Below are 14,785 nucleotides of genomic sequence, written 5' to 3'. Positions count from 1 at the left end.
GGCGAATCCGAAAGGATGCGCTGACGCAGCCCCGCCCCTCCGGCTGTCCGGAATGATCCCCGACGCCGCCGGGTTGTGCCAGAGGATGACTGCCACCGCCGCTCCCGCCCTGTCCGTCCTCGATCTCGTGCCCGTGCGCACGGGGCAGACCAGCCCCGAGGCCGTCGCGGCGTCACTGGATCTCGCGCAGCACGCCGACCGGCTCGGCTACCGGCGGTACTGGTTCGCCGAGCACCACAACATGCCGGCGGTCGCCTCGACGTCACCGCCCGTCCTGATCGCGACGGCGGCGGCGCGCACGACCACGATCCGCGTCGGCTCGGGCGGCGTCATGCTGCCCAACCACTCGCCGCTCGTCGTCGCCGAGCAGTTCGCGGCGCTCGAGGCGATCGCGCCCGGCCGCATCGACCTCGGGATCGGCCGCGCACCCGGCAGCGACCCGGTCATCAGCCAGTTGCTGCGCATGTCGGGCACGACGAGCGACGTCGAGCGGTTCCCCGAGCACATCCGCGACATCCTCGGTCTCGTCTCGGCCGACGGTGCGACGGTGCGGTTCGCTTCGGGCGGCACGTACGACGTGCACGCAACCCCCGCGGCGAGCACCGTTCCCGAGGTGTGGCTGCTCGGCTCGAGCGACTACTCGGCGCAGCTCGCCGCGAGCTTCGGGCTGCCGTACGTCTTCGCGAACCACTTCTCGGGCGACGGCCTCGAACGCGCCCTCGATCTGTACCGCTCGCGCTTCCAGCCCTCCGAGCTGCTCGCGGCCCCGCGGACCTTCCTCACGGCGAACGCGATCGCCGCACCGACGTCGGGCGAAGCCGAGGAGCGCGCCCTGCCGCAGCTGCGCATGATGGCGCGGCTGCGCACGAACCGGCCGCTCACGGCGCTCGAATCCGTCGAGCAGTCGATCGCGGGGGTTGCCGACTTCGACGCCCTCGCCCAGTCGATCATGGCGTCGTCGCGGGCGAGCTGGTTCATCGGCACGGGCGCCGAGGTCGCGGCATCCGTCACGGCGTTCGCCGCGAAGCACGAGGTCGACGAAGTGATGATCTCGCCCATCGCCGGCGCGTATGAGACCGAGCCGATGGATGCCGCACCCGGCCGCGTGCAGACGCTCGAGCTGCTCGCCACCGCGCTGACCGCGGCGTGAGCCTCAGGCCTCGGGTTCTCCGCTGACGAGGGCCCGCAGCCAGTCCCGCGCTTCGACGAAGACGTCGTCGGCGTACCGCTCGGGATAGCGCACGACCTGACGGTCGGCCCGCGGGTAGGACCCGAGGAAGATCACGCGGGGGCTGAACCGGCGCAGGCCCATCAGGGCGTCGGCCACGCGCTCGTCGTGGATGTGCCCGTCCGCGTCGATGACGAAGCGGTATCGTCCCATCGCGTCGCCAATGGGACGCGATGCGAGCAGCGACAGGTTGATGCCACGCGTCGCGAACTGCTCGAGCATCTCGAGCAGCGCACCGGGGTACTCCTCGGGAAGCTCGACGATGAGCGAGGTCTTGTCGGCGCCCGTCGGCGCCGGCGGCTGCACCGTGCGACTCACGAGAACGAAGCGCGTCACGGCGTTCGGGTTGTCGCCGATGTTCGAGGCCAGCAGGTCGAGGTCGTGGTGCTCGAGGATGCCGGGCGGCGCGATCGCCGCGTCGGCGTCGCTCGTCCCGTCGAGGATGCCGACGGCGCTCGCGACGTTGCTCGCAGCGGGCAGGTGCGCGTGGGCGGGGAGGTTCTTCGTGAGCCACTGCAGGCACTGCGCATAGGCGACGGGGTGCCCCGCGACGAGCGAGACGTCGTCGAGGCGCGTGCCGCGGGGCGCGACCAGCACGAACTCGACCGGCACGAGGTACTCCCCCACGATCCGCAGTCCTGGCACGGTCGCCAGGGCATCCTGCGCCGTCGAGACCCCGCCGTCGATCGAGTTCTCGATCGCGATCATGGCGGCATCCGAACGTCCCGCGACGACATCGTCGAGCGCTTCGCCGACGTTGCGCACGGGACGCCAGCGCTGTCCGCGCGCTTCGGGCACCTGGGCGAGGGCGGCTTCGGTGAAGGTGCCCGCGGGCCCGAGGTAGCTGTAGGTGCGGGGTCCGGGCTCGGCAGTCACCCGCTCAGCCTACGCCGCGCCCGTCGCCGGTCATCCGCCGGTTGCGGAGGGCGAGCCCCACGGATTCTCGCTCTGGGCTCTTCGAATGCGCGGCGTTGTGCACACGGCCCGTGCGCCAGCGTCCGCGCCGGGGCAGACTGGGACGATGAGCCGAGCTGGACAGCCCGCCGAAGCATCCGACCTGATCGACGTCGACGAGGCGATCGCGGCGTACTACGACCGCAAGCCCGACCCGGACGAACCCGCGCAGCGCGTGGTCTTCGGCACGAGCGGCCACCGCGGCTCGTCGCTGTCGTCGAGCTTCAACGAGGACCACATCCTCGCCACGACCCAGGCGATCGTGGACTACCGTCGCGACCAGGGCATCCAGGGTCCGCTCTTCCTGGGGCGGGACACGCACGCCCTCTCCCGCCCCGCCGAACGCACCGCGATCGAGGTGCTCGTGGCCAACGGGGTCGACGTGCGCGTGGACAGCCGCGATTCGTGGGTGCCCACCCCGGCCCTCTCGCACGCGATCCTGACCCACAACCGCGGCATGGGCACCGAGGACCCGGGTCGCTCCGACGGCATCGTCGTGACCCCGTCGCACAACCCGCCGCGCGACGGCGGCTTCAAATACAACCCGCCCCATGGCGGCCCGGCCGACACGGACGCGACCGGGTGGATCGCGGCGCGCGCCAACGAGCTGATCGCCGCGGGGCTGGCCGGGGTCACCCGCACCCGCTACGCCGATATCGAGGCGGAGCGGATCGGCGTGTATGACTTCCGTGACGCCTATGTGCGCGACCTCGTCACGATCATCGACCTCGAGGCGATCCGCCGGGCGGGTGTGCGGATCGGCGCCGATCCGCTCGGTGGCGCTTCGGTCGACTACTGGGCGCTCATCGCCGAGGTGCACGGTCTCGACCTCACGGTCGTCAACCCCGACGTCGACCCGACGTGGCGGTTCATGACGCTGGACTGGGACGAGAAGATCCGCATGGATCCGTCCTCACCCTCGGCCATGGCCTCGCTGGTCGCACGGCGCGACGAGTACGACATCCTGACGGGCAACGACGCCGACGCCGATCGCCACGGCATCGTCACGCCCGACGGGGGGCTCATGAACCCCAACCACTTCCTCGCTGTCGCGATCGACTACCTCTATGCGCATCGGCCCGGCTGGCCGGCCGATGCCGCGGTCGGCAAGACGCTCGTGTCGTCGATGATCATCGACCGGGTCACCGCTGCGCTCGGCCGGCGGCTCTACGAGGTTCCGGTCGGATTCAAGTGGTTCGTGCCGGGACTCCTCGACGGATCGATCGCGTTCGGCGGCGAAGAGTCCGCCGGCGCGTCCTTCCTGCGCATGGACGGCTCGGTCTGGACGACCGACAAGGACGGCATACTGCTGTGTCTGCTCGCCGCCGAGATCCTCGCCGTCACGGGCAAGACCCCGTCAGAGCGCTATGCCGAGCTCGAGGCCGAATACGGTGCATCCGCCTACCAGCGGGTCGACGCGCCCGCGACGGCGGAGCAGAAGGCGGAGCTGGCGAAGCTCTCACCCGCAGCAGTCTCGGCGACCGAGCTCGCGGGCGAGCCGATCACCGGCAAGCTGTCGCACGCGCCGGGCAACGGCGCCGCGATCGGCGGACTCAAGGTGCAGACCGCCGACGCGTGGTTCGCCGCACGCCCGTCGGGCACCGAGGACGTCTACAAGCTGTACGCTGAATCGCTGCGCGGACCCGAGCACCTCGCCCAGGTGCAGGCCGAGGCGCGCGCCGTCGTCGCGGAGGCGCTCGGCGCCTGATCCTCAGGGCGCGCTGTCGCGCACGATGAGTGTCGTCGGGGTGACGTCCGCCGAGACGGGCGCACCGTCGATCGCCGCGATGAGAGCGAGCACGGCGCGCTCGCTCCCACGGCGTCGCGAGTAGCGTGTTGACGTGAACATTCCGGAGATCGAGCCCCCCGCACCCGGTGAAGTGCTCGGCGCCGGTGTCGTCAAGCGGTCCACGGTCCTCGCTGACGGCCGCGAGCTCATCTACTTCGACGACCCGGACACGACCCTCGGTCCCGATCGGGGCATCGACGCGCGCGCGAGCACCCCGCGCCCGCCGACGGCGTCGATGCGCCGCGACGTGCTGACCGGGGACTGGATCTCGATCGCCGCGGCACGGCAGAACCGCGCGTTCCTGCCGCCGGCCGAACTCGACCCGCTGGCCCCGCAGACTCCGGCCAACCCCTCCGAGATCCCCTCGCGCTACGACGTCGCCGTGTTCGAGAACAAGTCGCCGTCGTTCGGCCCCGCCCTGACCGAAGCGCACGGCGAGCTGCCGGCGGCGGCCGATCCTCCCCACGGCACCCCCGACCTGACGGCGCCGGGCCTGGGCCGCACCCGAACGTCGGTCGGTCGCTGCGAGGTCGTGTGCTTCAGCCCCGAGCACGAGGGGTCGTTCGGCACCCAGACCCGCACCCGCGCCCGCACCGTGATCGAGGCGTGGGCGGATCGCACCGCGGCCCTGTCAGCCCTTCCCGGCGTCGAGCAGGTGTTCCCGTTCGAGAACCGCGGCGAGGCGATCGGGGTCACCCTCCCCCACCCGCACGGGCAGATCTACGCCTACCCGTACGTCACCCCGCGCACCACGACGCTCCTGGCCTCGATCCGGCGCGAGGGCGAGGACCTGTTCGAGCGGGTCCTCGAGTTCGAGCGCGCCTCCGAGCGCGTCGTGCTGGCGGGCGAGCACTGGACGGCCTTCGTCCCGTTCGCCGCGCGCTGGCCGCTCGAGGTGCACCTGCTGCCCCATCGCCACGTCGCCGACTTCGCCGAGACGAACGAGGCCGAGCGCGACGAGCTCGCCCCCCTGTATCTGCGCCTCCTGCGCGGCGTCGACGCCCTCTATGCCACCCCGACGCCGTACATCGCCGCCTGGCATCAGGCACCGGTGCGCGAGGGCCGTGACACGGTGCGCCTCCACCTGCAGCTGACGAGCCCGCGCCGCGCGGCCGACAAGCTCAAGTACCTCGCCGGCTCCGAGGCCGCCATGGGCGCGTGGATCGGCGATATCCCCCCAGAGACCGCCGCCGAGCGTCTGCGCGAAGCCGTCGCGACGATCCCCGAGGTGCGGGCATGAGCGCCGCGCGCGACCTGTTCAGGGCCGTCTACGGAAGCGAGCCCGAGGGCACGTGGTCGGCGCCGGGGAGGGTCAACCTGATCGGCGAGCACACCGACTACAACGACGGGTTCGTGCTGCCGTTCGCGATCCAGCAGCGCACGACCGTCGCCGTCGGCACGCGGCAAGACGGCCGCATCCGCATCGTCTCGCAGTTCCCCGGCGGCTCATCGGACGACAGCGCGCCCGTCGAGGTCTCCCTGACCGACCTCGACACCTTCTTCCCCGCCCGCCGCGATGAGGTCCGCGAGTGGGCCCGCTACCCGCTCGGCGTCGCGTGGGCGCTCCTGCGCGCCACGGGCGCGGACTCCCCGACCGGAGTCGACCTCGCCTTCACGACCGAGGTCCCCGTCGGCGCGGGACTGTCCTCGTCGGCGGCGATCGAGGGTGCGACCGCCGCCGCCCTTAACGACATCTGGCACCTGCGCCTCGACGACGATGCCCTCGCGCAAGCGGGCCGGACCGCCGAGAACGAAGCCGTGGGCGCGCCCACCGGAATCATGGACCAGATGGCCTCGATCAAGGGCCGAGCGGATGCCGCCATCTTCCTGGACTGCCGCACACTCGAGGCGACCGTGGTCGACCTCGGCTTCGCCGCTGCCGGCCTGCAGCTCGTCGTCATCGACACGGGCGTCCGGCACGCGCACGCGAGCGGCGGCTACGGCGAGCGCCGCGCAGCCTGCGAGCGCGGCGCCGAGATCGTGGGCGTCCCGGCACTGCGTGATCTGCGGGCCGGCGACCTCGCCCGCGCGCGCGACCTCCTGGACGACGTCACGTTCCGCCGCGTCCGCCACGTCGTGACCGAGAACCAGCGGGTGCAGGACACCGTGCGCACGCTGCGCGAGCACGGTCCCGCCGCGATCGGAGACCTGCTCGTCGCCTCGCACGCCTCGATGCGCGACGACTTCGAGATCTCGGTGCCCGAACTCGACACCGCGGTCGACGCGACGCTCGCCGCGGGAGCCCTCGGCGCGCGGATGACCGGCGGCGGGTTCGGCGGCGCGGCCATCGCCCTTGTGCCGCACGACCGCGTCGACGCCGTCGCGGATGCCGCGCGGTCGGCCTTCGCGGCATCCGGGTTCGCCGCCCCCACGGTGTTCCCGGTGACACCGTCCGCCGGAGCGGACCGCGACGCGTAGCCCGCGCGGCTCGTCACCCCGCTCACTTGCCCCAATCTGCTGAGCCCGCCCACGACGAAGATCAGAGTCGGGCAAACGAACCCCGAGCTCGATCGACCAGCTCGACCGGCCGACCGACCCACCGACCGACCGCCGCCCGACCGCCGCCCGACCGCTCACTTGCCCCGATCTGCTGAGCCCGCCCACGACGAACAACAGAGTCAGGCAAACGAACCCCGAGCTCGATCGACCAGCTCGACCGACCGACCGACCGGCCGCCGCCGAACCGCCGCCCAACCGCCGCCCGACCGCTCACTTGCCCCAATCTGCTGAGCCCACCCACGACGCACAACAGAGTCAGGCAAACGAACCCCCAGCTTGCCTGCCCGCCCATCCAGCTCGACCACCCGCCCGCTCGACCACCCGCCCGCTCGCCCGACCGACCGCCACACGGATCTCCCGGGGCCGGCACCGCTTGGCACGAGGCGCGGTACCGCTCTAGCGTCGGAGGTGCGCCGGGATCCCGCCCGGCCGGAAGGAGCGACCGTGGCGTACATCACCGTCGGCACCGAGAACTCGGCCGACATCGACCTCTTCTACACCGACCAGGGCACGGGGCAGCCGGTCGTGCTGATCCATGGCTTTCCGCTCGACGGCGAGTCGTGGGGCAAGCAGCAGACGGCGCTGCTCGAGGCCGGCTACCGCGTCATCGCCTACGACCGCCGCGGCTTCGGCTGCTCGACGAAGGCCGGTTCGGGCTACGACTACGACACCTTCGCGGCCGACCTGCACGCGCTGATCGAAGACCTGGATCTCACCGACGCCGTGCTCGTGGGCTTCTCGATGGGCACGGGCGAGATCGCCCGCTACCTCTCCCGGTACGGCGCGGAGCGCGTCGCGAAGGTCGCCTTCCTCGGCTCGCTCGAGCCCTATCTACTCAGGACCGACGACAACCCCGACGGTGCGGGCCCCCAGGAGTTCTTCGACGGCATCGCGCAGTCGGTGCGCGAGGACCGCTACGCCTTCGCGCGCGGGTTCTTCGACGACTTCTACAACCTCGACGAGAACCTCGGCTCGCGCATCTCTCAGGAGGCCGTCGACGCGAGCGTGCAGACGGCCAACGCGGCCGGCAACACAGCGATCGCGGCGGCGCCCCTGACGTGGCCGACCGACTTCCGCGACGACATCCCGGCGGTCACGGTGCCCGCGCTCATCCTGCACGGCACGGCCGATCGCATCCTCCCCGCCGATGTGACGGCGCGGCGCTTCCGCGACCTGCTGCCCACCGCGACCTACGTCGAACTCGAGGGCGCGCCGCACGGACTGCTGTGGACCCACGGCGCCGAGGTCAACGAGGCGCTGCTGGACTTCCTTTCCGCCTGACTCGACGGCCAGAAGAGAGGGGGATGCCGCGGCTTGCAGCATCCCCCTTTTCTTCTACTTCACCCTGATCTTGGTCTGCTCGGCAGGCGTGGCCCGCAGCACGTCGGACTGCAGCGTCGCGAAGGTCGACCACGTGCCCCACAGGAGACCCTTGATGGTGTAGTCGAACGTCACCGTGCCACCCGCCGACGGCGGCGCGGTCGTGACCCGCACCTCATCGCCTGCGGCGGGGAGCGTCGCGAGGGTCGCACCGCTCGTGCCGTCGCGGTTCTCAGCGCCGACGGCGACCGCCGACCCGGCGTCGCCGACGGCGGCACTGCCGTACGTGAACGAGATCCCTTCGGTCGCGCCGAGCTCGATCCAGGCCTGGAACGAGTTCCTCGCGTTGCCGGTGTAGGTCGGCACGTTCTGCCAGTCCAGCACGAGCCACGACGTGACACCGTCGGTCAAGGATCCGACCCGCACGCCGTCGCCGGGGGCAGCCGCGGCGGGGTTGAGATCGGTCCACAGCGGCGCGAGCACGTTGTTGGGCGCGATGGGATCGGGGATGCCGTTGGGCTCGAAGCTGTGGTCGGCCGCCGTTCCGCCGCCCACGACGGCGTAGCCGTTCGAGTCAACCCCGATCCGCGTGTAGGTCTCACCCCCGTACTGGAAGGCGGGCACGTTGTAGTTGACCATCTCCTCGTCGCCGATCGCCGTGAGACCGATGCCGAATGCGCTCAGCGGGACGTAGCCCGCCGGCGACGAATCGGGCACGACCTCGACGGAAGCGATCGTCGGCGGGATAGCCGGCGCCAGGGTGCCGCTCCACTTCGCGCCGAGGAGCGTCTTCTTCGCCGGCGCGGTGACCGATCGCACCTGCAGGAGCGGGTTCGCCGCGACGTCGATCTTCGCGGCCACTTCGACCGGCAGGTAGTTCGACGCCGTCACGGTGCACGTCGACGTCGAGCCGCGGGCGATCGTCGTCGGGTCGCACGTCTGCGAGAACGTGATCTCGGCCTCACCGACGTTGGCAGCCACCGGCAGCACGACCGGGTTCCCCGAGCGGGGCGTGATCGTGATCTGCCCCTCGTGCCACCCCTCGTTCGCCTTGAGGGCGTCGAGGACGATCGTGAGATCGCGCGACTTCTTCGGCGCGAGCGAGAAGCTCGACGGAATGACCGTGATCCGCACGCCCGCGTCACTCGTGGCTTTCACGGTGAACTGCTGCGTCTTGCCGCTGACGTTCGTCACGGTGCGCTTCGTCGCGACGGCGCCGGGCAGCGGGTCGACGTAGACGCTCGGGATGTTGAGGTCCACGCGGTGCAGCGGATCGGTCGCGCTCGCGGCGAAGTCGGCGGCCGACTCGCTGATCGTGAGCACGGGCGCGATCGCACGGTCGGCGCGGATCGATCCGGCCCCGCGGTCGAACACCCCGGCGGGCGAGCCGTCGACGTTCACGACCGCCTGCAGCGACGAGGTCATGAGCGCCGATTTGATCTGCCCCGGCGTCCACGACGGGTAGGCCGCCTTCACGAGCGCCGAGACCCCCGCCGCGTGGGGCGCCGACATCGACGTGCCCGCGATGGCCTGGTAGAGCTCACCCGGAGGGCCACTGGAGATCTCGGACGGCGTCGGCGTGTGCCCCGCGATGACCTGCACGCCGGGTGCCGTGACATCGGGCTTCAGGAAGTCGCCGACGGGACCGCGCGAGCTGAACGACGCCATGACGTCACCCGGCGCAACCGTGGCGGTGCCCGCCGCCCACGTCGCCGTCGTTCCCGGGTTCGCGTCGAGGAACGCGACGAGGTCGTCGTTCGGGCCCTCGAGCTGGATGGTCGGAAGGAAGTGGTTGTCGGTCTGCAGATCCTGCGGCTGGGGGTTGGCGAGGATCATGCCCGCCGCCCCGCCCTGCAGCGCGTAGTAGCCCTTCTCGACGCGTCCGCCGCTGTTCGCGCCGCCGCGGATGCAGAGCACGACCTGCCCCGCGACCGAGCCGGGCGCGAACGGCTCGTCGCAGTACTCCGTGCCGGGGTAGCCGGCGACGTCCTTCGTCTGCACGACCGGAGCGTCGGTGACGCCCGCCGTGATCGTCGTGCCGGGTTTGACGAACGTCGCGTCACCGGCACCGGCGAGCACGAGGGTCGACGTGAATGCGCGATCCGACGTCGAGGCGGCGACGGTCGTCGTCCACGGGCTCGCGTGGTCGAGCGTCGACGCGCCCGGTCCGGAGTTGCCCGCCGAGGAGTTGACCGTGACTCCCGCCGCGAACGCGTCGAGGAACGCGAGCTCGACGGCGTCATACGGATTCTGGCTGCCGCTGATCGAGTAGTTGATCACGTCGACGCCGTCGAGCACGGCCTGACCGATCGAGGCGAGCAGGTCGCCGTCGTATCCGCCGAGCTCCGCGAGCGCCCGATAGGCGATGACGGATGCACCGGGGGCGACGCCGCTGATCGCACCGCGATCGACGCCGAAGATCTCGGCGGACTCGACGTGACTGCCGGCGGCCGTCGTCGCCGTGTGGGTGCCGTGGCCGTTGGCATCGCGGGCCGAGCACACGTCGACGGTGCAGTACTCGCCCTCGAGGACGGGACCCTGCAGCGCGACGTAGGTGTCGAGGAAGGCGTGTGCTCCGATCAGCTTGTCGTTGCACTCGAACGCGTCGCCGACGCTGCCGTCGCCGAACTCGCAGGCCCACGGTCCACCATCGGGCCGGTCGATGCCGTTGTCGCGCAGCATCGGGTGCTCGGGCCAGATGCCGGTGTCGATGACGCCGACGATGACGCCCTCACCGGCCTTGTCGCGTCCGCCGAGCTTGGGCCACACGGCATCCGCGCCGATGAAGGTCGTCGCGTCGGCGTCGGGTGCGGGGGTCATCGGCGGCAGGGTGACAGCGGCGCGCGGTGCGACGGGGGCGGCCGGGGTGGTCGTGGCGGGCGCCTTCTCGGGCGTCGCCGCGGCCTTCTCGGGCGTCGCCGGGGCCGACGGGTCGGGCGTCGGGGCTGACGGGTCGGGCGTCAGAGCCGGGTCGACGGCCGGGGTCGCGGCATCCGATTGGCGCAGCGCGTTCTCTTGCACGGCGGCGACCGATCCCAGAGCGAGGACGTCCTTCGCGCGGTTCGCGGGGATCGTCATGGCGAACCCGCCGTAGACCGTCGCGTACGTCGCGATCATGCGGGCGCTCGGCACGAGCGCGAGCGCTTCGGCCTGTGCCGCCGCGATCTGTGCGTCGACGTACTCGGTGTACCGCGCGACGGCGGCGCCGCCGTCGGCGAGGGAGCGTCCCGTCGTCTCGGGACTCGTCGCGGCGTAGCCCTCCACGCCGCCCACGTAGGAGGCGACGGGGTCGACGTCGACCTTGACGAGCACCGGCACGACCGCGGCATCGGCGCGCGCCAGCAGGTCGTCATCGCTCTGCGCGAGGTTGCCCGACGCGGATTTCGCGCCGGCCTGCGGGGGTCCGTCCGGTGCGATCGGCGATGCGGTGAAGTCCGACGGCGGCGGCGCTGCCGAGGCGGGTACGGCGATCGCGCTGACCAGCAGCCCCGCCACGGACACACCGACGATGACGGCGCGAGCGTGACGGAAACGGGAATTGCTCATGGCACTCCTCAGAGGTGATCTGCGGAACGCACCGAGCTTGGGGAACAACATCGCATCCCGCTGTGCAACGGAGAATAAGCCCATTCCGTCGCGGGCACCAGAGGCCGGGGCCAGTCCACGCCCCCGCCGCCCCGAACCGACCGTGTCAGCTGAGCGCGGGGATGACCTCGCGCTCGAACATCTCCATGCCGGAGAGGTCGTAGGCCGCCTCGGGGAAATAGTGGATCGCGTAGCCCAGGCCGTGGGCGGCGCGCTCGGCCAGGCGCTCGGCGATCTTCTCGGGCGTGCCGAACGCGGGCGACGAGAGATAGTCGCGCTCGATCGTGTCGGTGCGCTCGTCGCCGAGGTGCGGGCGCAGCCGGTCGATGACCGCGGCCAGCCGATCGCGGGCTTCGGCCTCGGTCGCACCGACGATCGTGTTGAAGTTGGCGCTGCGGGTGATCTCGCCCGGGTCGCGGCCGATGCGCTCGCAGTGGCCGCGCAGCACGGCGCTCTTGTGCTCGAAGACGTCGAGGTCGTTCGCCGAGAAGTTCGTGTAATCGGCGTAGGTCGCCGCGATCTTGAGCGTCACCTTCTCGCCGCCGCCCGCGATCCACATCGGGATGCCGCCATCCTGCACGGGGAGCGGCTGCACGATCGCGCCGTCGACCTGGTAGTGCGTGCCGTCGAGCGTGGCGCTGCCGGTGGTCCAGGCCTGGCGCATGATGTCGACGCCTTCGCGCAGCATCCCCAGCCGATCGCCGATGGCGGGGAACCCGTAGCCGTAGGCGCGCCACTCATGCTCGTACCAGCCGCCGCCGATGCCCATCTCGACGCGTCCTCTCGAGACGTGGTCGACCGTGGCGGCGACCTTCGCGAGGTAGGCCGGGTTGCGGTGGCCCATGCACGTGCACATCTGCCCCAGGCGGACGCGGCTGGTCGACGCCGCGAACGCGGCCATGAGCGTCCACGCCTCGTGCGTGGCCTCTTCGCTCGGCACGGGCGTCGTGTGGAAGTGGTCGTACACCCACAGCGACTCCCACGGGCCTTCGTCGGCGCGACGCGCGAGCGAGTCCATCACGGTCCACTGCTCGGTGGGCGCGATGCCCACGAGATCGAAGCGCCAGCCCTGGGGAATGAAGGTTCCGAATCGCATGGGCCCGAGCCTATCGAGGCGAGGGCGTCGACAACTCCGGACCGATCGCCGATTCGGGTCGCGCTCCAGCCCGGATCCGCGCGCTCATCCGGAGTTGTCGACGACCTCGGCGTGCGCCATGCGCTTGCGCATGACGGCGATCGCGGCGGGGTTGTCGTCGACGAGCACGGCGTGCCGACCGAGGGCGGCAGCCACGGCCCCCGTCGTGCCGGAGCCGGCGAAGAAGTCGAGCACGCGATCGCCGGGCCGGCTCGAGGCCTGCACGATGCGGCGGAGGATCCCCTCGGGCTTCTGCGTGGGGTAGCCCGTCTTCTCGCGTCCGCTCGTCGGCACGATCGTGTGCCACCACACGTCGGTCGGCAGCTTGCCGCGCGCGACCTTCTCGGGAGTGACCAGGCCCGGCGCCATGTACGGCTCGCGGTCGACCGTCTCGGAGTCGAACCAGTACGCATCGGGGTTCTTGACGTAGACGAGGATCGTGTCGTGCTTTGTCGGCCAGCGGCGGCGCGTCTTGGCTCCGTAGTCGTAGGCCCAGACGAGCTCGTTGAGGAACCGGTCCCGCCCGAAGAGCGCGTCGAGCAGCACCTTGGCGTAGTGCGCCTCGCGGTAGTCCAGGTGCAGGTAGAGCGTGCCGTCGTCGGCGAGGAGCCGCCAGGCCTCTTCGAGCCGCGGCTCGAGGAACCCCCAGTAGTCGTCGAACCGGTCGTCGTAGGCACGCAGGTCTCCGCGCAGCCGCTCGTACTCCCGCCCGTGGAACCCCCGCCGTACGACCCCCCGCTGCTCGCCGCCCGCGTGCCCGTCCCCTTGACCGCGAGACTGCATTGGGCTGCCGAGACCGTGGGTATCACCCGCAGTCTCGCCGTGCGGTTGCAGTCTCGCGGGGATGGGCTCTGCGATCGCTGCGGGGAGAGGGGCGGATGCCGCGGGCCGAGGCACGCGCGCCGTCTCGAGTGCGCGCTCGCGTGGGCGGCCCGTGTTGAAGGGCGGATCGAGATAGATGAGGGTGAACGAGCCGTCGTTGAACCCGCGGATCACCTCGAGGTTGTCGCCGTGGTGGACGGTCACCGACCCTTCGGCAAGCTCAGGGACCGGGGCGGGGTCAGAGCACGACCCTTCGGCAAGCTCAGGGACCGGGGCCGGGGCAGGGACCGAGGCGGGGTCGGAGCGCGACCCTTCGGGAAGCTCAGGGACCGAGGCAAGCTCAGGGACCGGGACCGAGGCCGGGGGCGGACCGGGGTCGGGATCCGAGGTCACGGCACGCGGTGCAGCCACGCGTCGGTCGCGAACTTCGACTCGACGAGGGCTTCTGCCGCGGCGTACTCGTCGTCCGAGATCGACCCCGGCACGGCGCCGTAGAGGTTCGCGAACGTGTCGGTGAACCGCTCGATGATCGCCTCGCGCGACAGGCCCGTCTGCCGGCGGAGCGGGTCGACCCGCTTGGCCGCCGACGTCGTGCCCTTGTCGCTCAGCTTCTCGCGGCCGATCCGCAGCACCTCGGTCATGACCTCGCCGTCCATGTCGTAGCTGAGCGTCGCGTGGTGCAGCACTCCCCCGTTGGCGAGCCGCTTCTGCGCCGCGCCGCCGATCTTGCCCTGCGGCGAGGCGATGTCGTTGAGCGGCTGATAGGTCGCCTCGACCCCGACCGAGCGCAGCGCCTGCAGGACCCAGTCGTCGAGGAACGCGTACGAGTCCGCGAACGTCATCCCCGCGACGAGGGATGCCGGCACGTACAGCGAATACGTCACGATCGAGTTCGCCCCCATGAGCATCGCGCCGCCCCCCGAGATCCGGCGGACGACATCGAAGCCGTGGCGCGCAGCACCCTCGGGGTCGACCTCGTTGCGCAGCGACTGGAACGACCCGATCACGACGGCCGACTCGTCCCACTCCCAGATCCGCAGCGTCGGGCGACGACGCCCGTCGCCCACGCGCGTCGTGAGCACTTCGTCCAGCGCGAGGTTCATCCGCGGCGACACGGGGCGCTCGTGCACGATCTCCCAGTCGAAGTCGCGCCATCCCGGAGCCGTCACGAGCGCGCGGCGCACAGCCGTACCGACGGACTCGGGCGTGAAGCCCAGCAGTTGCGCCCCCTCGGGGAGCGCCGCCCGCACCGCCGCGGCGATCGCCGTCACGTCGGACTCGACGGGCATCCCGTTGACGGCCGCGTCGATATCGGCCAGGGCATCGTCGGGCTCGAGGAAGAAGTCGCCCGCGAGGTGGAAGTCGACGATCCGCCCGTCGCGCTCCTCGAGGTCGACGACGACGAGCTTGCCGCCCGGAACCTTGTACTCACCGTGCATGGCCCTCAGCCTAC

General features: G+C 71.3%; 11 protein-coding genes. 5 read left to right on the top strand and 6 right to left on the bottom strand.

The annotated features are described in order from the left end of the window. The first annotated feature begins 85 nt into the window (after nucleotides 1-85). Nucleotides 86-1,150, top strand: a complete 1,065-nt coding sequence (locus ACFC3F_RS06305) for an LLM class flavin-dependent oxidoreductase (RefSeq protein ID WP_376127715.1) — start codon at nucleotides 86-88, stop codon at nucleotides 1,148-1,150. A 3-nt stretch (nucleotides 1,151-1,153) separates the two neighbouring features. On the opposite strand, the gene pheA is transcribed toward ACFC3F_RS06305, so the two are convergent. Next, nucleotides 1,154-2,104: a prephenate dehydratase gene (pheA, locus tag ACFC3F_RS06300; RefSeq protein WP_376127713.1), complete on the bottom strand. Its 951-nt coding sequence runs from the start codon at nucleotides 2,102-2,104 to the stop codon at nucleotides 1,154-1,156. A gap of 145 nt (nucleotides 2,105-2,249) precedes the next feature. On the opposite strand from pheA, the gene pgm reads away from it, so the two are divergent. Continuing rightward, nucleotides 2,250-3,890, top strand: a complete 1,641-nt coding sequence (pgm, locus tag ACFC3F_RS06295) for a phosphoglucomutase (alpha-D-glucose-1,6-bisphosphate-dependent) (RefSeq protein ID WP_376127712.1) — start codon at nucleotides 2,250-2,252, stop codon at nucleotides 3,888-3,890. A 3-nt stretch (nucleotides 3,891-3,893) separates the two neighbouring features. Here pgm and ACFC3F_RS06290 read toward each other — a convergent pair whose 3' ends face one another. After that, on the bottom strand, nucleotides 3,894-4,031 hold the full coding sequence (locus ACFC3F_RS06290) for a hypothetical protein (protein ID WP_376127710.1): 138 nt from the start codon (nucleotides 4,029-4,031) through the stop codon (nucleotides 3,894-3,896). On the opposite strand from ACFC3F_RS06290, the gene galT reads away from it, so the two are divergent. The 3 genes from galT to ACFC3F_RS06275 all read left to right on the top strand — a co-directional run bounded on the left by galT (nucleotide 4,030) and on the right by ACFC3F_RS06275 (nucleotide 7,751). After that, the gene (galT, locus tag ACFC3F_RS06285) at nucleotides 4,030-5,211 is read left to right on the top strand and encodes a galactose-1-phosphate uridylyltransferase (RefSeq protein ID WP_376127776.1); all 1,182 of its coding nucleotides are present in this window, start codon (nucleotides 4,030-4,032) and stop codon (nucleotides 5,209-5,211) included. The genes ACFC3F_RS06290 and galT overlap by 2 nt on opposite strands. Then, the gene (gene galK, locus ACFC3F_RS06280) at nucleotides 5,208-6,389 is read left to right on the top strand and encodes a galactokinase (RefSeq protein ID WP_376127709.1); all 1,182 of its coding nucleotides are present in this window, start codon (nucleotides 5,208-5,210) and stop codon (nucleotides 6,387-6,389) included. The genes galT and galK overlap by 4 nt, the downstream gene beginning before the upstream one ends. A 525-nt stretch (nucleotides 6,390-6,914) precedes the next feature. Continuing rightward, nucleotides 6,915-7,751, top strand: coding sequence for an alpha/beta fold hydrolase (locus tag ACFC3F_RS06275; protein WP_376127707.1), 837 nt, complete (start codon nucleotides 6,915-6,917; stop codon nucleotides 7,749-7,751). A gap of 54 nt (nucleotides 7,752-7,805) precedes the next feature. On the opposite strand, the gene ACFC3F_RS06270 is transcribed toward ACFC3F_RS06275, so the two are convergent. From ACFC3F_RS06270 to ACFC3F_RS06255, 4 genes are all read right to left on the bottom strand, one after another. Next, nucleotides 7,806-11,336: a S8 family serine peptidase gene (locus tag ACFC3F_RS06270; protein ID WP_376127705.1), complete on the bottom strand. Its 3,531-nt coding sequence runs from the start codon at nucleotides 11,334-11,336 to the stop codon at nucleotides 7,806-7,808. A 145-nt stretch (nucleotides 11,337-11,481) separates the two neighbouring features. Continuing rightward, a complete protein-coding gene (locus tag ACFC3F_RS06265; protein WP_376127704.1) occupies nucleotides 11,482-12,471 on the bottom strand; it encodes an LLM class F420-dependent oxidoreductase in 990 nt (329 codons plus the stop codon). Nucleotides 12,472-12,555: 84 nt separating this feature from the next. Beyond that, a complete protein-coding gene (locus ACFC3F_RS06260) occupies nucleotides 12,556-13,536 on the bottom strand; it encodes a DNA-methyltransferase (protein ID WP_376127702.1) in 981 nt (326 codons plus the stop codon). Nucleotides 13,537-13,721: 185 nt separating this feature from the next. Next, on the bottom strand, nucleotides 13,722-14,771 hold the full coding sequence (locus ACFC3F_RS06255; RefSeq protein ID WP_376127701.1) for a biotin/lipoate A/B protein ligase family protein: 1,050 nt from the start codon (nucleotides 14,769-14,771) through the stop codon (nucleotides 13,722-13,724). Between the last annotated feature and the right edge of the window lie 14 nt (nucleotides 14,772-14,785).

It is taken from the genome of Microbacterium sp. NPDC055910 (genome assembly GCF_042271185.1).
GTDB lineage: Bacteria > Actinomycetota > Actinomycetes > Actinomycetales > Microbacteriaceae > Microbacterium.
The sequence above is the reverse complement of the archived record's forward strand: the minus strand, read 5'-3'. Positions and strand labels throughout refer to the sequence as shown.

Excerpts from the sequence above, each read along its gene's own strand:
- ACFC3F_RS06255 (WP_376127701.1), bottom strand. The coding sequence starts at position 14,771 with ATGCACGGTGAGTACAAGGTTCCGGGCGGCAAGCTCGTCGTCGTCGAC.
- ACFC3F_RS06290 (WP_376127710.1), bottom strand. The coding sequence starts at position 4,031 with ATGTTCACGTCAACACGCTACTCGCGACGCCGTGGGAGCGAGCGCGCC.
- ACFC3F_RS06265 (WP_376127704.1), bottom strand. The coding sequence starts at position 12,471 with ATGCGATTCGGAACCTTCATTCCCCAGGGCTGGCGCTTCGATCTCGTG.
- ACFC3F_RS06270 (WP_376127705.1), bottom strand. The coding sequence starts at position 11,336 with ATGAGCAATTCCCGTTTCCGTCACGCTCGCGCCGTCATCGTCGGTGTG.
- pgm (WP_376127712.1), top strand. The coding sequence starts at position 2,250 with ATGAGCCGAGCTGGACAGCCCGCCGAAGCATCCGACCTGATCGACGTC.
- galK (WP_376127709.1), top strand. The coding sequence starts at position 5,208 with ATGAGCGCCGCGCGCGACCTGTTCAGGGCCGTCTACGGAAGCGAGCCC.
- ACFC3F_RS06305 (WP_376127715.1), top strand. The coding sequence starts at position 86 with ATGACTGCCACCGCCGCTCCCGCCCTGTCCGTCCTCGATCTCGTGCCC.